The organism is Gaiella sp., from assembly GCF_057140465.1.
In genome coordinates, this window is record NZ_DBNHWK010000055.1 from 39738 (window position 1) to 58865 (window position 19128).

General features: G+C 72.5%; 23 protein-coding genes and 1 tRNA gene. 13 read left to right on the forward strand and 11 right to left on the reverse strand.

What is annotated here, in order from left to right:
* Nucleotides 1-4: 4 nt before the first annotated feature.
* The 4 genes from AC162C_RS07775 (at nucleotide 5) to AC162C_RS07790 (ending at nucleotide 3082) form a co-directional block, all read left to right on the forward strand.
* Complete coding sequence (locus AC162C_RS07775; protein ID WP_462972216.1) at nucleotides 5-247, forward strand: 4a-hydroxytetrahydrobiopterin dehydratase; 243 nt, start codon at nucleotides 5-7, stop codon at nucleotides 245-247.
* A 226-nt stretch (nucleotides 248-473) separates the two neighbouring features.
* A complete protein-coding gene (locus AC162C_RS07780; protein ID WP_484097053.1) occupies nucleotides 474-1826 on the forward strand; it encodes a GAF domain-containing sensor histidine kinase in 1353 nt (450 codons plus the stop codon).
* Nucleotides 1807-2469, forward strand: coding sequence for a response regulator (locus AC162C_RS07785; protein ID WP_484097054.1), 663 nt, complete (start codon nucleotides 1807-1809; stop codon nucleotides 2467-2469). The genes AC162C_RS07780 and AC162C_RS07785 overlap by 20 nt, the downstream gene beginning before the upstream one ends.
* Nucleotides 2470-2599: 130 nt before the next feature.
* Complete coding sequence (locus AC162C_RS07790; protein ID WP_484097055.1) at nucleotides 2600-3082, forward strand: hypothetical protein; 483 nt, start codon at nucleotides 2600-2602, stop codon at nucleotides 3080-3082.
* Between the two features lie 43 nt (nucleotides 3083-3125).
* Here the strand turns inward: AC162C_RS07790 and AC162C_RS07795 are convergent, their stop codons facing one another.
* Both AC162C_RS07795 and AC162C_RS07800 read right to left on the reverse strand, forming a co-directional pair.
* Nucleotides 3126-3566, reverse strand: a complete 441-nt coding sequence (locus AC162C_RS07795) for a YbhB/YbcL family Raf kinase inhibitor-like protein (RefSeq protein WP_484097056.1) — start codon at nucleotides 3564-3566, stop codon at nucleotides 3126-3128.
* Nucleotides 3567-3646: 80 nt separating this feature from the next.
* On the reverse strand, nucleotides 3647-4321 hold the full coding sequence (locus tag AC162C_RS07800; RefSeq protein WP_484097057.1) for an endonuclease V: 675 nt from the start codon (nucleotides 4319-4321) through the stop codon (nucleotides 3647-3649).
* A 79-nt stretch (nucleotides 4322-4400) separates the two neighbouring features.
* Between AC162C_RS07800 and AC162C_RS07805 the strand changes: the two genes are divergently transcribed.
* A complete protein-coding gene (locus tag AC162C_RS07805; RefSeq protein ID WP_484097058.1) occupies nucleotides 4401-5183 on the forward strand; it encodes a CheR family methyltransferase in 783 nt (260 codons plus the stop codon).
* Here the strand turns inward: AC162C_RS07805 and AC162C_RS07810 are convergent.
* Nucleotides 5180-5542, reverse strand: a complete 363-nt coding sequence (locus tag AC162C_RS07810; RefSeq protein ID WP_484097059.1) for a putative quinol monooxygenase — start codon at nucleotides 5540-5542, stop codon at nucleotides 5180-5182. The two genes, AC162C_RS07805 and AC162C_RS07810, sit on opposite strands and share 4 nt — an antisense overlap.
* A gap of 233 nt (nucleotides 5543-5775) precedes the next feature.
* Here AC162C_RS07810 and AC162C_RS07815 point away from each other — a divergent pair, with 233 nt between their 5' ends.
* The gene (locus AC162C_RS07815) at nucleotides 5776-6966 is read left to right on the forward strand and encodes an ABC transporter permease (RefSeq protein WP_484097060.1); all 1191 of its coding nucleotides are present in this window, start codon (nucleotides 5776-5778) and stop codon (nucleotides 6964-6966) included.
* On the forward strand, nucleotides 6963-7661 hold the full coding sequence (locus AC162C_RS07820; protein ID WP_484097061.1) for an ABC transporter ATP-binding protein: 699 nt from the start codon (nucleotides 6963-6965) through the stop codon (nucleotides 7659-7661). The genes AC162C_RS07815 and AC162C_RS07820 overlap by 4 nt, the downstream gene beginning before the upstream one ends.
* On the opposite strand, the gene AC162C_RS07825 is transcribed toward AC162C_RS07820, so the two are convergent.
* The 4 genes from AC162C_RS07825 to AC162C_RS07840 all read right to left on the reverse strand — a co-directional run bounded on the left by AC162C_RS07825 (nucleotide 7658) and on the right by AC162C_RS07840 (nucleotide 12368).
* Nucleotides 7658-8542, reverse strand: coding sequence for an XdhC family protein (locus AC162C_RS07825; RefSeq protein WP_484097062.1), 885 nt, complete (start codon nucleotides 8540-8542; stop codon nucleotides 7658-7660). The genes AC162C_RS07820 and AC162C_RS07825 overlap by 4 nt on opposite strands.
* An 85-nt stretch (nucleotides 8543-8627) precedes the next feature.
* Complete coding sequence (locus tag AC162C_RS07830) at nucleotides 8628-10976, reverse strand: aerobic carbon-monoxide dehydrogenase large subunit (RefSeq protein WP_484097063.1); 2349 nt, start codon at nucleotides 10974-10976, stop codon at nucleotides 8628-8630.
* Nucleotides 10977-10980: 4 nt separating this feature from the next.
* Complete coding sequence (locus AC162C_RS07835; RefSeq protein ID WP_462974764.1) at nucleotides 10981-11487, reverse strand: (2Fe-2S)-binding protein; 507 nt, start codon at nucleotides 11485-11487, stop codon at nucleotides 10981-10983.
* Between the two features lie 5 nt (nucleotides 11488-11492).
* Nucleotides 11493-12368: an FAD binding domain-containing protein gene (locus AC162C_RS07840; RefSeq protein ID WP_484097064.1), complete on the reverse strand. Its 876-nt coding sequence runs from the start codon at nucleotides 12366-12368 to the stop codon at nucleotides 11493-11495.
* A 124-nt stretch (nucleotides 12369-12492) separates the two neighbouring features.
* On the opposite strand from AC162C_RS07840, the gene AC162C_RS07845 reads away from it, so the two are divergent.
* Nucleotides 12493-12565: transfer RNA gene (locus tag AC162C_RS07845), tRNA-Arg, on the forward strand.
* Nucleotides 12566-12631: 66 nt separating this feature from the next.
* On the opposite strand, the gene AC162C_RS07850 is transcribed toward AC162C_RS07845, so the two are convergent.
* Nucleotides 12632-12916: a GYD domain-containing protein gene (locus AC162C_RS07850; protein ID WP_484097065.1), complete on the reverse strand. Its 285-nt coding sequence runs from the start codon at nucleotides 12914-12916 to the stop codon at nucleotides 12632-12634.
* A 133-nt stretch (nucleotides 12917-13049) separates the two neighbouring features.
* On the opposite strand from AC162C_RS07850, the gene AC162C_RS07855 reads away from it, so the two are divergent.
* A complete protein-coding gene (locus AC162C_RS07855; protein ID WP_484097066.1) occupies nucleotides 13050-14309 on the forward strand; it encodes an MFS transporter in 1260 nt (419 codons plus the stop codon).
* A gap of 21 nt (nucleotides 14310-14330) precedes the next feature.
* Here AC162C_RS07855 and AC162C_RS07860 read toward each other — a convergent pair whose 3' ends face one another.
* From AC162C_RS07860 to AC162C_RS07870, 3 genes are read right to left on the reverse strand one after another with little or no spacing between them, the layout of a single operon-like run.
* Nucleotides 14331-15134: an ABC transporter permease gene (locus AC162C_RS07860; RefSeq protein WP_484097067.1), complete on the reverse strand. Its 804-nt coding sequence runs from the start codon at nucleotides 15132-15134 to the stop codon at nucleotides 14331-14333.
* A complete protein-coding gene (locus AC162C_RS07865; protein WP_484097068.1) occupies nucleotides 15131-15994 on the reverse strand; it encodes an ABC transporter ATP-binding protein in 864 nt (287 codons plus the stop codon). The genes AC162C_RS07860 and AC162C_RS07865 overlap by 4 nt, the downstream gene beginning before the upstream one ends.
* A 2-nt stretch (nucleotides 15995-15996) precedes the next feature.
* Complete coding sequence (locus AC162C_RS07870) at nucleotides 15997-16395, reverse strand: SixA phosphatase family protein (RefSeq protein WP_484097069.1); 399 nt, start codon at nucleotides 16393-16395, stop codon at nucleotides 15997-15999.
* Between the two features lie 67 nt (nucleotides 16396-16462).
* Here AC162C_RS07870 and AC162C_RS07875 point away from each other — a divergent pair, with 67 nt between their 5' ends.
* Genes AC162C_RS07875 through AC162C_RS07890 form a run of 4 tightly spaced genes read left to right on the forward strand, consistent with a single transcriptional unit; the run spans nucleotide 16463 to nucleotide 19112 of the window.
* On the forward strand, nucleotides 16463-17125 hold the full coding sequence (locus AC162C_RS07875; RefSeq protein ID WP_484097070.1) for a molybdopterin-dependent oxidoreductase: 663 nt from the start codon (nucleotides 16463-16465) through the stop codon (nucleotides 17123-17125).
* Entirely contained in the window at nucleotides 17106-17735 is a 630-nt protein-coding gene (locus tag AC162C_RS07880) for a cytochrome b/b6 domain-containing protein (RefSeq protein ID WP_462975292.1), read from the forward strand. The genes AC162C_RS07875 and AC162C_RS07880 overlap by 20 nt, the downstream gene beginning before the upstream one ends.
* A gap of 38 nt (nucleotides 17736-17773) precedes the next feature.
* A complete protein-coding gene (locus AC162C_RS07885) occupies nucleotides 17774-18253 on the forward strand; it encodes a cupredoxin domain-containing protein (RefSeq protein ID WP_484097071.1) in 480 nt (159 codons plus the stop codon).
* A 13-nt stretch (nucleotides 18254-18266) separates the two neighbouring features.
* Nucleotides 18267-19112 carry a PhzF family phenazine biosynthesis protein gene (locus AC162C_RS07890; protein ID WP_484097072.1) on the forward strand — a complete coding sequence of 282 codons (846 nt, stop codon included), beginning with the start codon at nucleotides 18267-18269 and terminating at the stop codon, nucleotides 19110-19112.
* The last annotated feature ends 16 nt before the right edge of the window (nucleotides 19113-19128 follow it).

The following is a 19128-nucleotide window of genomic DNA, read 5'->3' on the forward strand; positions in this document are numbered from 1 at the left end:
CTCCATGAGCGTCCCCGAGGGCTGGAGCGAGGTCGACGGCGCGTTGCAGCGCGACTTCGCGTTCGCCGACTTCGCCTCCGCGCTCGCGTTCGTGAACCGCGTCGGCGAGCTGGCGGAGGCGGAGAACCACCATCCGGACGTGTCCTTCGGCTGGGGGCGCGTCACCCTCCGGTGGTGGACGCACTCGGCCGGGGGGATCACCGACCGGGACCGCGATCTCGCTGCCCGCTCGGCGGCGCTCGCCTGACGCGAAGGCCCGCCGGCACGTCGTCGAGCGCTCAGAGCCCGAGGCGACGGGGATCGCCGCGGGCGGGGTGGGCTCGTCGTCGTCCGGCACGAACGCTCCCACGGCAGCGCTCGCCCGCGCCCCGTGCCACGCCTCTGCCGATCCGCCCACATGCAGGCAGGGCGCCCTCGGCCGTGGTCGCCAGCGACAGCGCACCGCGCTACGCTGAGACGCGAGACCGGCAGTGATGACGATCGGGAAGCTCAGATGGCTCACGATCGCGGCCCCCGTCGCGTTCGTCTCGGTGCTCTACGTCCTCCTGCACACGGTGCTCAAGGAGCTGCACGACTTCCCGGGCGTGATGCTCACGGCGGTCTGGGCGGCAGCGTCGGTGAGCTTCTTCTCGTACGCCGTCTTCCGCCTCGTCGACCGCCTCGAGCAGCGCATCGTCGACCAGAACCGCGACCTCGCGACCCTGCTCGCGGTCGGGCACGGCGTGTCCGACTCGGCCGACCTCGACGTGGCGCTCTCCCACACCGCCGACATCGTCCGCGACGTCGCCGACGCCGACCTCGTCGAGGTCTGGTTGTTGCGCGACCACAGCCTGGAGCTCGCGGTCCGCAGCGGGGAGAGTGAGGGGGGATCGTCGGAGCGCGACCCTTCGGGGAAGACACTCGCACGCTCGGCCCTCACGACATCGGAGACGCTCGTGTTCCGCGCCGGCCCGGACGATCGGCGGCTCGTCGAGCTCGGGCTCGATCCGTCGTCCATCGGCATGTGCTGTGCGGTGCCACTCGCGCACGCCGGCTCGGTGCTCGGCGCCATGTACGTCACCACGCGGTCAGCCAGCGGTATCGCGTGCAGCATCCAGCTGCTCGACGGGATCGCGGACCGCGTCGCTCTCGGCGTGGCGAACGCGCAGCTCCACGAACACCTGCTCGGCGAGGCGGTGGTCGAGGAGCGGGTCCGCATCGCGCGCGAGCTCCACGACGGCCTCGCACAGGTCATCGGGTACGCGAATACGCAGACCCTCGCCGTCCGGCGCCTCGTGCAGTCGGGCCGTACCGATGCCGCCACGCGCGAGCTCGACGCGATGGGCGATGCGCTCCGCGGCGTCTACACCGACATTCGCGAGGCGATCGTCGGCCTCCGTCTCGCAACCGACGGCCCGGCCGGCCTCGCTCCCTCGATCGCGAGCTACCTCGAGTCGTTCGAGCACATGACCGGGATCGCGACGAGCTTCGAGGACGACGACGGTGTAGGCGACCTCCGGTTGCCGCAGGTGGTCGAGATCCAGGTCCTCCGGATCGTGCAGGAGGCGCTCACGAACGTCCGCAAGCACGCACGGGCGTCACGGGTCGCCGTGCGGCTCGCGGCGTCGGACGGCGACCTGGTCGTGGAGGTCGAGGACGACGGTGTCGGTCTCGCCGAGGGCAACGGGACACCGACGGGGTGGCCGAGGCTCGGGTTGCGCACCATGGGCGAGCGGGCGGCCGCGGTCGGAGGGTCGTTCACGGTCGCATCGACCGGCGGGGGCACGGCCGTGACGGTCTCGGTCCCCGTCGCTCCGGAGGCGTCGCATGCGCGTTCTGCTCGCTGACGACCACGCGCTCTTCCGGGCCGGGATCGCCAGCCTGCTCGAGGCATGGGGTCACGAGGTCGTCGGTCAGGCGGGCAACGGAGACGAGGCCGTCGCGCTCGCACGAGAGCTTCGCCCCGACCTCGTGCTCATGGACCTCTCGATGCCCGGCTGCGACGGCATCGAGGCGACACGGCGGATCAGGGAGCTGACCCAGGACGTCAAGGTCGTGATCGTCACGGTCTCCGACGACGACACCGATCTCTTCGAGGCGATCCAGAAGGGCGCCGAGGGATACCTCCTGAAGGACCTGTCGGACGAGGACTTCGGCCGGACGCTGGAGGCGATCGAGCGCGGCGAGCCGACGCTGCGGGCCAACGATGCCGCTCGGATCGTCGACGTGTTCGTCCAGCGCTCGAGCGAGCCCCAGCAGGACGAGCCCGCCCTCACGGAACGGGAGGGGGACGTCCTCCGCCTCATCGCCGAGGGCGCGACGAACCGCGAGATCGCGTCCGCGCTCGGGATCTCGGAGAACACGGTGAGCTTCCACGTGAAGAACATCCTCGCGAAGCTCCGCCTGAAGAACCGGGCACAGGCGGCCGCCTATGCGATCCGGGCGGGGATCGCCGACGACGACCCGGCCGACCCGAGCGGGGCTACCTGATCGGGTAGCGGGCTCGGGCGGCGCAGGCCATCCGATCGGGTGGTCGTCCCTGCGGGCTGTCGCCGATACCGTCGACGAGAGGATCGCGGATCATGGAGGTAGACGTCTTCGACGGAAAGGAGCACACGTCATGAGAACCGTCCTGCTGTCGGCCGTGGTCGGGTTCGCTGCGCTGCTCGTCCTTGCCGCAGGCGCGGGCGCCCACGGGGGTGACCCGGCCGACGAGGCTGCGGCGTTGAAGGCGTCCATGAAGCGCCCCGTCGTCGTCCGCACCGCCAAGTCGCGCGTCGTGCTCGGGATCGCTCACGTGACGAAGGGATGCCACGTCTGGACGTTCGGGAAGAGGAGCGCCCCGGGCGCGAGGCTCGTCGTTCGCCGCGGCGCCCGCCTCACGGTGGTCAACCGCGACGTCGATCGGCACCGCCTGGCGAAGCTCTCCGGTCCCGCCGTCTCGCTCGGGAAGGCGATGGGCATCAACGAGAAGGTGACCGTCGTGTTCCGGAAGAAGGGGACGTACCGTCTGAAGACCGTTCGGACCGAGATCGAGGGGATCCCGAAGCTGGACACGATCGGGGTCGACAACTCGCTGGCGATGGTCGTCGTCGTCCGCTAGCGGGCGGCACGAGCGTCGTCACGCGGCGGTCGGTCGGCTTCGCTCAGCCGCGTCCGAAGGTCCCGGTGAGCTCGCCCGTGTCGAGCACGTGGCCTGCGAGCGCCGTCCGGAAGGCGCTCGCGTCGGCCCCGGCCTCGAGTGCGAGCGGCGTGTCGAGCGCGTACAGCCGGAACACGTACCGGTGCGGGCCGCCCCGCGGCGGGCACGGGCCGCGGTAACCGGTGCCGCCGAAGCCGTTGCGACCCTCGGTCGGCGCAGGCGTGCCGCCGGGCAGGGCTCCCGACGAGGGGTCGAGCCCCCACGCGAGCCAGTGGGTGAACGTCCCGCCGGGCGCGTCGGGGTCGTCGACCTCGAGCGCGAGGGAGGCGGTGCCGGCGGGAAGCCCGCTCCACGCGAGCGCCGGGGAGACGTCGTCGCCGTCACAGGTGTGGCGGACGGGGATCACCGCGCCCGCCTCGAAGTCGGAGCTGGTGAGGGCGATCACGGAGGCCTCCTCTCGATCGATCCGAGCCGCCGCGGTGTCGGAGGCCGCGCCGGCGGGATGCTCGTCGGGCACCTCGAGTCTCACAGATCGACGACACCGGCGAGCGCCCGTGCCCGTCGTGCTGCACGGCGCGCGCGGCGGAGCGGCTCCGGGGTGCGCGCACGCGACGTCGACGAGAGGACGAGCGCCGCCGCGGTGTCGGGATCGGTCCGCCAGCCCGCGTGCACCGCGAGCGGGCGGGCACCGACCCTGGTCCGCAGCCACCAGCCGACCTGCTCGCCGTCGAGCAGCAACGGGCTCCGCGCCCCCTGTGTGTCCGGCGGCCACCCGCCCCCGGCGAGGAGCGTGCGATGCGTGACGCCGACGGTCGGCAGGTCGAGGACGGCGCCGAGGTGCACTGCGAGCCCGGCGCGCCGTGGGTGGTCGCGTCCGGTCGCGTTCACGAGCAGCGCGTCGGGCGCCTCCGAGAGGGCCCGCACCGCCCGCTCGAGCAGGGCTCCCTCGCGCAGCGCGAGCAGCCCCGCCTCGTACGGGGCGCCCGCCGCTCCCACGATCACCGTGACGTCGTGGCCGAGGGCGGCGGCTGCCCAGGCACGGTCGCCCGCGCAGCCGACTCCGTGCGCCCCGCGCGGGAAGCAGACGAAGCATCCGCCGACGCGGCAGGCGGGCTCGGGGGCCCACGGGTCGGCGGGTGCCAGTGCGAGGCGGGCCTGTTCCTCGACCAGCTCGTCGGCGGTCGACGGCCAGTGCGTCATGCTCCCATCGTGCCGTCTGCGCGGGTGCGGACCGACGCCGGTCGCGAGTGCTCGACCACTCTCCTCATGGGTGCGTCCGATGAGGGATGACGAGTGCGTGGCCCTGCTGCAGTGGGCGCTGCCTCGCCTCGGCCTGCGCTGGCAGGGCTTCCGACGGGTTCGCCGCCAGGTCTGCCGACGCATCGCGCGACGCCTCGAGGAGCTCGGCCTCCCCGACTGTGCGGCGTACCGCGCGTACCTCGACGCCAACGACGAGGAGTGGGTCGAGCTCGACCGCTGCTGCCGCGTCACGATCTCGCGCTTCTGGCGCGATCGCGCGGCGTTCGAGACGCTTCGCGACGTCGTGCTCCCCGCTCTCGGGCCCGCGGTCCGGGCGTGGAGCGTCGGCTGCGCATCCGGCGAGGAGCCGTACTCGCTCGTGCTCGCCGCCGCCGACGCCGGAGTCGCGATCGACATCCTCGCGACCGACGTCGATCACGCCCTGCTCGAACGGGCACGGGCCGCGCGCTACCCCGAGAGCAGCCTCCGCGGGCTCCCTCCTGCCCTCCGTGCGCAGGCATTCGCCGACGGACGCCTCGACCCGGCCCACCGGGAGCGCGTGACGTTCGCGCTCCACGACGTGCGCGACGACCCGCCGGGCGGCTCCTTCGACCTCGTGCTCTGCCGCAACGTCGCCTTCACGTACTTCGCCGACGACGTGCAACGGGCGGTCGCCGGGCACCTGCATCGGGCCCTACGGCCGGCCGGCGCTCTCGTCGTCGGCGCTCACGAGACGCCGCCGCCCGGCCCGTTCGAGCCGTGGCTTCGCGACCGCGGCGTCTGGCGCCGCACCTCGGCGCCCAGGAACCGGTCGGCCGGCTAGGAGAGGCGCGAGAAGCCGCCCCAGGGCCCGAGGTACACGACCCCGAAGCCGTCCAGGAGCTCCCGGGCGGCCGGGCTCGGGTCACCGTAGACGACCCAGCGGGTGACCTCGACGCACGCCATGAAGCGGCCGGCCCACCTCTCCCCGAAGCCGTTGACGTGGGCGATCATCGCCTCGGAGTCCACGTACTTCTCGACGATGTGCACGGTGCCCTGGTCGGCCGAGATGTACCACTCGTAGCCGAGCGTTCCCGGCTCGGCGTCCGTTCCGGCGACCATCTCCTGCATCAGCTCGGTGAAGCTGTCGAGCGCGCCGTCCTTCACGGCCAACTCGATCACCCACGACACGTGCCGTTCCATCGCGTCCTCCTTCGGTCGTTGGAGCAACCGTAGTCGCTCGACGGAGTGGCAGGGACAAACAGCCGCGCGGCGCGCTTCCGTGCACGATCGACGTCGTCTCGGTAGTTGCCCGAATCGTCCACTCCGCCTTCCCCCGATGCCCTTGGCGCAGCCGTGGCGGATCATCGGAGGTGCGATGACGTTCGTCGTCCCGACCACCGCCGGCCTCGTCGGAGGACGGCCGATCCGGTTCGATGGCGGCCGGGGCCTCGACTGACCACCCCGCTCCCGGCGCCTCGCGCGGGCGCGCGCGCGGCCCGTGGGCGGGCGGAGCGCGACGCGCGCGCCGCGTCCCGGTCGCCCGGCGCAACCTGCTCGCCGAGAAGGCGCGCCTCGCGATGTCGGTCGGAGGCGTCGCGTTCGCGGTGCTCCTGATCCTCGTCGTCGGGAGCCTCTACCGGGGGTGGAGCGCGGCAGGCGGGCTCTTCGAGGAGCTCCCGGGCGACGTCTGGCTCGCGCAGGCCGGGACGAGCGACCCGCTGCGGACGACCTCGTTCCTCCCCGCCGACCGGATCGACGAGTTGGCAGGCCTGCCGGGCGTCCGGGCCGTCGTCCCCGTCTACGCCCGCCGTGTCAGCCTCGACCCCGAGGACGCGAGCCTCAACGTCTACTTCCTCTCGCTCGACGTGCCCGCGCCCGACCGTTGGCCGGACGAGGCGCGGCGGTTCCTGCCCGCCGAGGGGTCGATCGTCGTCGACAGCGTCTTCGCCGACGAGGCGGGGGTCTCCGTCGGCGACGCCGTCGACGTGCTCGGGCGCCGTCTCGTCGTGGAGCGGATCGAGCCCGGTGGGAACCCACTCTTCCAGATCGCCTTCATGAACGGCGACGACGCGCGGTCCCTGCTCGCGCTCGATCGCTACGTCAGCTTCTACGTCGTCACGGCGGCGCCGGGCGCCGACCTCGACGAGGTCGCCGGTGCCGCCGCCGCCGCCGTGCCCGGGAGCGAGGCCCACAGCGCCGCCGACTTCGCGAACGCCACGCGCGACCTCGTCAACCAGGGCTTCCTCCCCGTCGTCGGGGCGCTCGTCGCGATCGGCTTCGCGATCGGCGGTGCGGTGATCGCGCTCACGATCTACACGCTGACGATCGAGAAGGCCCGTGACTTCGGCGTGCTGAAGGCGATCGGCGCCGACGACCGCTTCGTCTACCGGATCGTCGTCGTCCAGAGCCTCGGCGTCGGCGCGGCCGGCGCCGCGCTCGGCATCGTTGCCTCTGTGCTCGTCGCGACCTTGATCCGGCGCGGCGTCCCCGAGTTCGTCACCGAGCTCCGTCCGCTCGACGCGGCCGCGGTGTTCGCGCTCGCGCTGCTCGTGTCGGCGATCGCGGCGCTCGTCCCGGTGCGCCGGATCAGCCGGATCGACCCGGCGATGGTCTTCCGCGCATGAACGGCGGGCGACCCCTCCTCGACGCGAAGCGGCTCGTGAAGGTGTTCGGCAGCGGCCACACCGCCGTCCGGGCCGTCGACCGCGTCGACCTCGACGCGAACGCCGGGGAGGTCACGCTCGTCATGGGACCCTCCGGATCGGGGAAGACGACCCTCCTGACGATGATCGGAGGCCTCTTGCGCCCCACCGAGGGCAGCATCGAGGTGGACGGGGTCGAGGTCACGGGGCTCGGGAAGGTCGAGCTCGCGCGCTTCCGTCGCGAGACCGTGGGATTCGTCTTCCAGTCGTTCAACCTCCTGGAGACGCTGACGGCGCAGGAGAACGTCGAGGTCGCACTCAACGTCGCGGGCGTGAGCGGGGAGCGTGCCCACGAGCGCGCGACGGAGCTGCTCGCCGCAGCCGGGCTCGAAGAGCGTCTCGACTTCAGGACGCGCGATCTCTCCGGGGGTGAGAAGCAGCGGGTCTCGATCGCGCGTGCCCTCGCCAACCGGCCGCGGCTGTTGCTCGCCGACGAGCCGACCGCGAACCTCGACTCGCGCCACGGGCTCGAGGTGATGGAGCTGCTGCGCGGCCTCGCGCGCGATCAGGGCTGCGGCGTCGTCGCCGTCTCCCACGACGCGCGCCTCGAGCGCATCGCGAGCCGGGCCTTCTGGCTCGAGGACGGGCGTCTCGGGCCCGCCGCGAGCCGGGACTAGGTGGCGGCGAGGAACTTCGCCGGGTCGCGCACGAAGCGGCCGCGGCAGCCCGGGCAGCAGAACCAGTAGGTCGTCCCGTCGTGCTCCGCGGAGGGGGTGTCGACACCGACCGCGACCGTCATGCCGCACACGGGGTCGACGGCCTCGACCGGGAGCTCCCCCACCGGTTCCCGCTGGTGACGCCAGGCGACGAGCTCGGCGAGCACGGCGACCGCGATCTCCGGCTGCGTGAGCGGCCCGAGATCGAGCCCCGCCGGGCTGCGCACGCGCGCGAGCGCAGCCTCGTCGAGACCTCGCTCCCGCAGCGCCGCGAGCTCGACGCTCGCACGCTTCGCGCTGGCGACGAGGCCGACGTACCCGGCGGGCGTCGCGAGTGCCGCATCCAGCGCGTCGGCGTCGCCGCGGCCCATCGTCGCGACGACCACGGCCTCCGCCCCGTCCTCCAGGTCGGCCGTCACCCGCCAGCCGATCGCGGCCGCGAGGTCCCGGAGCGTCACCGCCGCCGGGCTGTCCCCGACCACCGCGAGCAGCGGCCTGGGCAGCTGCGGCTCGACGAGCACCTCGACCGTCCCCTCCGACGCGCACGAGCTCTCGGCCACGACGACACCCTCCCCTCCATCGGAGCTTCCCGGTGGGCAGATGCGGAGAAGCCGCGTCGTCCCCTCGGCGATCGCCCGCAACGCCTCCCGGACGACCGCCGGCTCGGAGCAGGCGCCGCCGACCCAGCCGACGAGCCTTCCGTCCTGTGTCACGATTCCGCGGTCACCGCGACGCGCCGACGCCGGCCGCCGGACGGAGACGACCGTCGCGAGCGCGAACGGCCGGCCCTCGGCAGTCAGCCGGCCCGCCTCGACGAGCACCTCCCCGCGGTCGAGCCTCACGCGCGCCCTCGTGCCGTCTCGGCGTCCGCCGGTCTCGGCGGACGCCGTCGAGCGGGCACGCGTGAGGCCGCCGACCGGACTCCCGTCACTCGGCGATCCCCGCCTCGTTGAGGGCCTCCCACACCTTGTCGGGCGTGAGCGGCATGTCGATGTTGGTCACGCCGGCGTGCCAGAGCGCGTCGATCACCGCGTTCACGTACGCGGCGGGAGAGCCGACGGTCGCGGACTCGCCGACGCCCTTCGCGCCGAGCGGATGGTGCGGCGACGGTGTCGTCAGCTCGCCGAGGTCGAACTCCGGCGTCTCCCACGCGGTCGGGATCAGGTAGTCGGTGAAGTTCGATCCGATGCAGTTGCCGTCCTCGTCGAAGTCGATCAGCTCCATCGCCGCGATCGCGTACCCCTCGGTGAGGCCGCCCATGATCTGGCCCTCGACGATCATCGGGTTGATCCGCACGCCGCAGTCGTCCACCGCCACGACCTTCAGCGGCTTCCACTGCCCGGTGCCGCGGTCGATCTCGACGACGACGGCGTACGTGCCGAAGGGGTATGTCATGTTCGGCGGGTCGTAGTAGTTGACGCCCTCGAGGCCCGGCTCCATGCCGTCCGGCAGGTTCGTGTAGGCCGCGAACGCGACGTCCTGGATCGTCTTCGACCGCTCCGGCGATCCCTTCACGAAGAAGCGGCCCGCCTCGAACTCGATGTCCGAGGCCGACGCCTCGAGGAGGTGCGCCGCGATCTCCTTGCCCTTGTCCCGCAGCTTCCGGGCGATCACGGTCGTCGCCGCGCCGGCGACCGGGGTGGAGCGGCTCGCGTACGTGCCGAGGCCGTAGGGCGTGTTGTCGGTGTCCCCCTCCTGCACCTCGACGTCCTCGGCCGGGATGCCGAGCTCCTCGGCCACGATCTGCGCGAACGTCGTCTCGTGCCCCTGCCCCTGGGAGCGGACGCCCAGCTTGAGGATCGCCTTCCCGGTCGGGTGCACCCTGAGCTCCGCCGAGTCGAACATGCGCAGGCCGGCGATGTCGTACTCCTTGCCATGGCCGGCGCCGACGACCTCGGTGAACGAGGCGAGCCCGATCCCGAGCAGCCGCCCCTCGGCGCGGGCGGCTTCCTGCTCGCGGCGGAGGTCCTCGTAGCCGAGCTTCTCGAGTGCGATCCGCATCGCCTCCGGGTAGTTGCCCGAGTCGTAGACGAAGCCCGTCGCCGACTCGTAGGGGAACTGCTCCGGCTGGATGAAGTTGTCGAGCCGGAACTGCGACGGGTCGACGCCCAGCTCGTGGGCCGCGTTGTCGACGAGCCGCTCGATGAGGTACGAGGCCTCGGTCACCCGGAAGGAGCAGCGGTACGCGACCCCGCCGGGCGCCTTGTTCGTGTACCAGCCGTCCGCGACGACGTGCGCCGCGGGGATGTCGTAGGAGCCGGTGACGATGTGGAAGAGCCCGGCCCGGAACTTCGTCGGCTGCGCGTCGGCGAAGAAGGCCCCCTGGTCGGAGAGCAGCGAGGCCCGGAGCCCCGTGATCTTCCCCTCCTTCACGGCCAGCTCGCCGTGCATGTGGTAGTCACGGGCGAACCCCGTCGAGATGAGGTTCCCGGTTCGGTCCTCGACCCACTTCACGGGACGGCCGATGAGCAGCGACGCGGCGGTCGCGACGACGTACCCCGGGTAGATCGGGACCTTGTTCCCGAAGCCGCCGCCGATGTCGGGGCTGATGATCCGGATCTGCTGCTCCGGCAGCCCGGCGACGATCGCGAACAGCGTCCGGTGCGCGTGCGGCGCCTGGGAGGTGAGGTAGATCGTCGCCTTGCCCGTCGCCGGGTTGACGTCGGCGATGCAGCCGCAGCACTCGAGCGGCGACGGATGGCAGCGGGGGTAGAAGGTGTCGAGCGAGACGACGTGGTCGGCCTCGGCGAACGCCTCGTCGGTCGCGTCCTTGTCCCCGGCCTCCCAGTGGTAGACGTGGTTCGACGTCTGCCCCTCCTTCTCGTCCCGGATCAGCGGCGCGTCCGGCGCGGACGACTGCTGTGGGCTCGTCACCGCGTCGAGCGGGTCGTACTCGACGGCGATCAGCTCGAGCGCGTCCTTCGCGATGTACGGCGACTCCGCGATCACGCAGGCGACCTCCTGGCCCTGGAACCGCACCGTGTCGGTCGCGAGCACCGCCTGGGTGTCGCCCGACAGCGTCGGCATCCAGGCGAGGTTGTGCTGGGCGAGCAGCTCGCCGGTGACGACGGCGACGACCCCGGGCAGCGCCTCGGCGGCCGACGTGTCGATCGCGGAGATGCGCGCGTGGGCGAAGGGGCTGCGCAGGATCTCCATGTGCAGCATCCCCGGCAGGGTGATGTCGTCGAAGTACTGCCCCTTGCCGAGGAGGAAGCGCTGGTCCTCCTTGCGCTTGACGGAGTGACCGACGCCACGGACCTCGTGGGTTGACGACATCGTCCTACGCCTCCCTCAGTGTCTGGGCCGCGCGCTGCACGGCCTTGACGATGTTCTGGTATCCGGTGCACCGGCAGATCTGGCCGGAGAGCGCCCAGCGGACATCCTCGTCCGTCGGACTCGGGTTGTCCGCGAGGAGCGCGACCGAGGTCAGCATCATCCCGGGCGTGCAGAACCCGCACTGCAGCCCGTGCTCCTCGTGGAACGCCTGCTGGATCGCGTGGAGCTGCCCGGCCGTGCCGAGGCCCTCCACGGTCGTGACCTCCGCGCCCTGGGCCTGGACGGCCAGGACGGTGCAGGACTTCACCGGCGTTCCGTCCAGGAGCACGGCGCAGGCGCCGCAGCTCGTGGTGTCGCAGCCGATGTGCGTTCCGGTGAGCCCGAGCGTCTGCCGCAGGAAGTGCGCGAGCAGCAGCCGTGGCTCGACGTCCGCGGTGCGCGGCTCGCCGTTGACCGTCAGCTCGACACGGTGGAGCCCGGTCGCCGGCGTCGGGGATACAAGCTGGGACATGTCGATCACTCCTGGCCGGCCTGTGCGGCCGAGATCGCGGTACGAAGGCCTCGCTCGCAGAGCACGCGGACGACGTTCCTCTTGAAGTCGACGCTGCCTCGGTGGTCGGCCACCGGCTCTGCTGCCTGGGCGGCGAGGGATGCCGCCTCGACGATCGCCTCGTCGGTGGGCGCCGCCCCGCGGAGCGCGTCCTCGGCGGCGGTCGCACGGAGGTTCGTCGCTCCGACGCCGGTGAGCCCGATCCCGACCTGGGCGACGTGGCCGTTGTCGAGCGTCACCTGGACGGCCACGGCCGCCGTCGCGAAGTCGCCGACCTTGCGCTCGAGCTTGAGGTACGTGCCGCCCGTTCGCGGCCCCGGATCGGGCACGCGCACCTCGGTGATCACCTCGTCCGGTGCGAGCGTGCTCATGAACGGGCCGAGCGTCAGTTCCTCGACCGGGATCGACCGGGTTCCGGACGGGCCCTGGACGACGACGACGGCGCGTGCGGCCAGCATCGCCGAGCCCCAGTCGCCCTGGGGGTCGGCGTGCGCCAGCGACCCGCAGATCGTGCCGCGATTGCGCACGAGCGGGTCGGCGACGAGCCGGGCTGTGCTCCCCATCACTCCGTAGCGCTCCGTGAGGAGCGGGGAGCGCTCGGCATCGCGATGGCGGACGAGCGCCCCGATGCGGAGCTCGCCCCCGTCCTCCCCGAGGCCGTCCAGCCCGGGGACACCGTTGATGTCGACGATCGTCCCCACCTCGGCGATGCGGAGCTTGAGGACGGGGATCAGGCTCTGCCCGCCGGCCATCACCTTCGCCTCGCCCGCCCGCTCGCCGAGGACGGCGATCGCTTCCTCGAGCGACGTTGGTGCCAGATAGTCGAATCGCGCCGGGTACACCGACCCTCCTCTCCTGGAATCACTCTCGCGAGAAGGATCCAGCATACGACACGCGTCCCGCCCGGCTCACGTGGGAGACCCGTGCCCGACGTGCCGCGCCTACGCGATACCGTTCGCAGGCGAGGCCCTCGTAGCTCAGTGGATAGAGCGCGGCTCTCCTAAGGCCGGCGTCGGAGGTTCGATTCCTCCCGAGGGCATCCGGGCGTACCGGGAGCGGGGCCTCGAGGCCCCGCTCCGTTCCCCCGTGTTGTCGCGTGCGGCGGTCAGGCGAACGTCTCGAAGAAGACGTCGATCTTCTCCGCCGGGAACGTCTCCGTCTTCACGACCTCGAGCATCCCGATCTTCGCGAGCACGCGGAACGCGGTCTCGTTGTCGGGGTACTTGACGATCGCGAAGAAGTCCCAGGGTCCCATCATCGCCCAGACGTCCTCGAGCGCACCGCCCTCCTCCTCGATGATCTTCTTGATCTTCTCGAGGTACTTGGGCGCTTCGGGCAGGTGCTCCCTGCCCTCGGGCGTCAGCTTGATCAGCCCGATGTAGGTGAGCATCGCGGTACCTCCTTGGTGCTCGTGGACATCCTCCCGCGGCTCGAGCTCGGCGACATCGGTGGATCCACGGATCCGGATGCCCCACGCCGCTGTCCGGAGCTCCCGCGCCGCTCGGGACTACGCTGTTGCGCACGTGAGCGGGCCGGTCGGAGTCGAGGCGCTCCCCATTCGGAGGAACACCGTCCTGCTCGCGATGGCGATGGCGGTGCTCTCCGCGACGCTCCAGCTCGTCGCCGCCGTCGCCTCGTTGACCTTCGTCCTCGTCAGCGGCGTTCACGGGCTGCTCGGTCTCGGGCCGGCGATCTTCCTCGCGAGCTCGGGTCTCTGCGCCCAGCTCGCCGGGCGTCTGATGGACCGCTTCGGCCGACGGCCCGTGATCGCCGCCGGGTTCGCCGTGGGAGCGGTCGGCGCGACGCTGACCGGGCTCGGGGCCCACATCGCCTCGACCGCAGTCGTGATCGCGGGGTTCGTCGTGATCGGGGCGGGCGCCGGCGCCGTGACCCTCGTCCGCACCGCGGGCGGCGACATGTACCCGCCCGAGCGGCGGGCCCGGGGGATCGCCTACGTCCTCTCCGGCGCCGTCTTCGGGGCGGTGCTCGGCCCGGCCGTGTTCGGGCCGCTCTTCGCCGGCCGGCATCCGGCTCCGGGGGAGATGACCGTGCCCTGGCTCGCGGCAGCCGGCCTCATGCTCGTCGGGCTCGCACTCGTGCTCGCCGTGCGTCCCGATCCGCTGCAGATCGCAAAGCTGCTCACACCCGAGCCGGAGGGCGCCGTCTCGGAGCGGCCCGCACCGCTGCGCGAGCTCGTCGCGCGCCCCGGGGTGCTGGCCGCGCTGATCGCAGCGATTGCGAGCTTCGCCGTGATGGCCTCCGTCATGAACCTCACGGGCTTCGTCGTCGTCGACCACCACCACCACGACCAGCACGACGTGTTCCCGATCATCGGCGCCCACGTCCTGGGGATGTACGCCCTCGTCCTCGTCGTCGGTACCCTCGTCGACCGCGTCGGCCGTCCTCCGGCGCTCGTCGGCGGGCTGCTCGTGATGGGAACCTCCTGCGCCCTCCTCTTCGCCGTCGACAGCGTCTGGGGGACGGCCGCGCTCCTCTTCGGCCTCGGCATCGGCTGGAACCTCTCGTTCGTGGCCGCGAGCGCGGAGCTCGTCGACCGCACCCGCCCGATCGAGCGCGGCAAGCTGATCGGGTTCGGCGAGTTCCTCTCGGCGATGACCGCCGCCGCCCTCGCACTGCTCGGCGGCGTCGTCCTCAACGAGCTCGGCGTCCCCGCGCTCGCATTCGGTGCGGCGCTCCTCGCCGTCGCGCCGGTCGTCTGGATCGGCGCGCTCCGCCGTCGACCGGCGCTGCCCGTCGCCGTCGACGCCGAGGCGGAGGCCTGATCGGGAGGCCGGGTGCCGGGGTCAGCGCTCGCGCGGCTCCCAGCCGAACCGACGCCAGGCGAGGAGCGCGCCGCCCGCACCCCAGATCGCGAGGACGGCGAGCGCGCTGGGATCGTCCCATACCGGCTCGCCGCGCAGGAGCACCCCCTCGACGACGTCGATCAGGTACTTGAGGGGGAGGACGTCGGCCACGGCCTGCAGCCACGACGGGAAGTCGCGGGTCGGCCCGAACGCGCCGGAGAGGAACGCCATCGGGAGCACGATCACGTTCACGACCGCGGAGGATCCCTCCGCGGAGCGGATCAGCGAGGCCGCGGCGAGCCCGAGGCAGGCGAAGCAGGCGGTGCCGACGAGGATCGCCACGGCGAGCGAGAACGGCCGGTCGGGGACGTTCGCGCCGTAGAGCAGCGACCCCAGGAGCACGAGCGACACCGTCTGCAGGGCGAACGTCACGAGCGCCGACGTGAGCACCGCGGCCAGGTACACCGGCGACGGGAGCGGGGTGGCGCGGAGACGCTTCAGCACCCCGCTCTCCCGCCGGATCACGAGCGTGATCGCGAGCCCCGCGAACGCCGTGTTCGCGCATCCGTAGCCGAGGATCCCCGCGAGCAGCACGTCTGCCGCGGGCAGGCCGTCGATCTCGTCGCTGTAGACGGCTCCGAGCAGGGCGTAGAGCAACAGCGGGAAGACGAAGACGAACACCGCCGACTCGCGGCTGCGCCAGAACGTGAGCTGCTCGGTCCGGAGCTGGTGCAGGAACAGCCGCCCACCGCCCCGGTGGACCGCGGCCCGTGGACGCTCCGCCGTCGCGGGCGCCTCGGTCATTCGCGGTCGCCCTCCTCGTCCCCGTCCACGAGGTCGAGGTACACGTCCTCGAGCGTGGGGCGGCGGACCTCCAGGTGCTCGAGCTCGATGCCCCGCGCGATCGCCTCGCCGGTGAGCTCGTGCACGACGCGCGTCGGCTCCGCCGTCGCGATCACGTGGTCCTCGCCGTCGCGCCGGAAGCGCACCTCGGTCCGCGCGGCTCGGGTCACGAGCTCGGCCGGCGTGCCGGACTCGATGATCTCTCCGCCCACGAGCACGGCCACGCGGTCGGCCAGCTGCTGCGCCTCGTCGAGGTAGTGCGTCGTGAGGAGGATGGTCTTGCCGAGGGCGCGCAGGGCCCGGACGAGCTCCCAGGCGGCACGGCGCGCCGCGGGGTCGAACCCGGTCGTGGGCTCGTCGAGGAACACGAGGTCGGGGTCGCCGACGAGCGCGACGCCGAGGTCGAGTCGTCGCTTCTGGCCGCCGGAGAGCGTCTTCACGCGTGCGCCCGCCTTCTCGCCGAGCCCGACGAGCTCGACGACCTCGTCGACGCTCCGTGGCTCGCGGAAGTAGCCCGCGAACGTCCGCAGCACCTCGCGCACGGTCAGCATCGGCCACAGCTCCGCGTGCTGGAGGACGACGCCGATTCGCTCCCTGAACGCCCGTCCCGCGGCGCCGGGGTCGAAGCCGAGCACCTCGACGCTGCCGGCGTCGCGGCGTCGGTACCCCTCCAGCACCTCGACGGTCGTCGTCTTCCCCGCGCCGTTCGGGCCGAGGAGCCCGAAGATCTCACCCGTCTCCACCGTGAAGTCGATCCCGCGGACGGCCTCCGTGTCGTCGTACGCCTTGCGGAGGCCGACCACGCTGATCGCCGGGGCCATGCTCACGACTCCAGGTCGAGCGCCAGCATCCCGCCCGTCGGAAACCCGGGGTCGCGACCGGCGAAGGAGAGCGCGATCCCCGAGCAGTCCGGCTGGTGGCCGATCGTCGCGACCGTGTCCACGGCGGTCGCGGCGAGCACTGCCGTCACGTCGGATGCCGTCGCACCCGGCGCGAGGCGCGGTTCGACGCGCAGCTCCGCGCGCAGCGCGTCGGCGACCACGGCCGCGGTCTGGCGTGCGCGGAGCAGTGGGCTCGTGAGCACGAGCGCGGGCGGCCGACGCTCGCCACCGAGCCGGGTGGCGAGCTCGCGGGCCTCCGCGCGGCCCCGTGACGTGAGCTCGCGGAGGTCGTCGGGGTCACCCGGTCCGGCGTGCGCGTGGCGGCAGACGTAGAGACGCACGCGCCCGAGCATAGTCGGGGGGCCGAATCGTAAGACCGTGGTAAGGAACGTCCACCAGACTTCGCCCATGGGCGAGCGCACGGTCGGGAGGGCGGCGTTCCTCGGGATCGTGGGGGCGGGCGTCGCCGGGCTGTTCGTCGGGCGCGACGTGGTCGGCGCGGTGGGGCGGCTCGTGCCGGACCGCGTCGTCTCGCTCGTCCCGTCGAGCGGGTGGCGGATCTACACGATCGGGCCCTCGATGCCGACGCTCGACCCGGAGGCGTATCGCCTACGCATCGACGGGCTCGTCGAGCGGCCCGTCACGTACACGCTGGACGACCTGCGGGCGATGGGCCTCGAGGAGCAGATCTCCGACTTCCACTGCGTCACCGGGTGGTCGGTCGCCGACGTGCACTGGCGCGGCGTCCGCTTCGAGCGACTACTCCGTGACGCGGGGCCGCTCCCGGGTGCAGCATGGCTCCGCTTCGTCTCGGCCGAGGTTCCGTACGACGACATCCTCACGATGGAGCAGGCGCTCCTCCCGGACGTGATGCTCGCGCTCGACATGGACGGGACGCCGCTCTCGCGGCCGCACGGGTCGCCGGCGCGGGTGGTGATGCCGCGGATGTACGGCTACAAGAGCGTGAAGTGGGTCGATCGGATCGAGGTGCGTCGCGACTTCCGGCCCGGGTACTGGGAGCAGCGCGGGTACGACTCCGACGCGTGGGTCGATGACTCGAACGGCGGCTGAGACGAGGACGATCCGCCGCTTCGGGCGGACCGAGCGCGCCGTCCACTGGGTGCACGCGGCCGCCTTCCTCGTGCTGCTCGCGACGGGTCTCGTGCTGCTCGTCCCCGATCTCTCCGAGATCGTCGCGCGGCGTGCCCTCGTGAAGAACGTCCATCTCCTCACCGCTCTCGCGTGGGCGGTCGCGCTCGTCGCGATCGTGCTGCTCGGCGATCGGCGACGCCTCGCGGCGCTCTGGCGCGAGGCGGAGGCGATCGACGCGGACGACCGGCGCTGGCTCCGCGGTCGGCGGGCCCCACAGGGACGGCTCAACGCGGGCCAGAAGCTGAACCTGCTCGTCACGGCCGCCTTCGCCGTGCTCCTCACCGTCTCGGGCGTCTTCCTCTGGCTCGGCGAGCGCGACCACACGTTCCTCCTCGACGGAGCGGGCACGGTGCACGACGTGGTCACCTACGCCTCGGCCGTGCTCGTCACCGGGCACCTCTACCTCGCCGTCGTGCATCCGGCGACGCGCCATGCGCTCCGCGGGATCGTGCGGGGCGACGTCCACGAGGCGTGGGCCGAGCGTCACCACCCGAAGTGGGTGGCGGCAGAGCGCGAGCGCGTCGACTGAGCCGACCGGGTGCCGCACGGCGCGGCTACGCTGGCGCCGTGCGCTGTGCACGGCCGTCATGCCCGCTGCTGCCGCCCGTCGCCGTCGTCGCAGCACTGAGCGCGCTCGCTCTCGCCCTCGCCGGCTGCGGGGGCGGCGGCACGTCGTCGGAGACGTCCGCGCCGGAGCCCGCGAGCGCCGAGACGACCACCGAGGCGACGACGACCGAGGCCGAGGCGGCCGCGCCGAAGCCCGAGCCGGCACCGAAGCCGTCGGCGACGACCGTGACGATCGTCGTCCGGGACGGGCGCGTGACCGGCGGGATCGCCCGTCCCTCGGTCAAGAAGGGCGAACAGGTCGTCCTCGTCGTCCGCTCCGACGTGCCCGACCACGTGCACCTGCACGGCTACGACGAGATCGTCGACGTCGTCCCGGGGAAGGCCGCGAAGCTCCCGTTCGACGCGACGATTCCGGGGCGCTTCGAGGTCGAGCTCGAGGATCGCGGGCTGCAGATCGCCGAGATCGAGGTTCGGCCGTGAGGCGAAGGGCCTCGTGAGGCTGCGGTACGTCGTCGCGGACGTCTTCACCGACGTGCCGCTCGCCGGCAACCAGCTCGCCGTGTTCACGGACGGTCGGGGGCTCGACGTCGCCACGATGCAGGCGCTCGCGCTCGAGGTCGGCTTCTCCGAGACCGTGTTCCTGCTCCCGCCCGAGGCCGACGGTGACGCGCGGATCAGGATCTTCACGCCGCGGAGCGAGTTGCCCTTCGCGGGTCATCCGGTGCTGGGGGCGGCGTTCGTGCTCGGCGGCCCGCTGCAGCGGGGCGCGGTCGCGCTCGAGACCGGCCGCGAGACCGTGCCGGTGACGCTCGAGCGAGACGAGAGCGGGCGGATCGTCTTCGGGCGCATGGCGCAGCCGGTGCCCGACGTCACGCCGTTCGCGGACACCGCCCCGCTGTTCGCCGCGCTCGGTATCGAGGGGTCCGAGCTTCCGGTCGAGCGGTACGACAACGGTGTCGACCACGTCTTCGTCGCCCTTCCGTCCGCGGCGCACGTCGCGGCTCTCGATCCGGACCCGCGGGCGCTCGGCCGGCTCGGCGTCGCTGGCGTCAACTGCTTCGCGGGGGAGGGGGCGCGCTGGACGACGAGGATGTTCTCGCCGCTCGACGGCGTGGGCGAGGACGCCGCCACCGGATCGGCGGCGGGCCCGCTCGCCTGCCACCTCGCACGTCACCGGCGCATCCTCTGGGGACAGGAGATCGTGATCTCCCAGGGCGGGGAGATCCACCGGCCCTCGACGCTCGTCGCCCGCGCCGAGGGCGACGGGGACGTGATCGAGGCGGTCGAGGTCGGTGGCGCAGCCGTGATCGTGGCGCGCGGCGAGTTCGTGCTGCCCTGAGGTCGGGCCGCCGGCC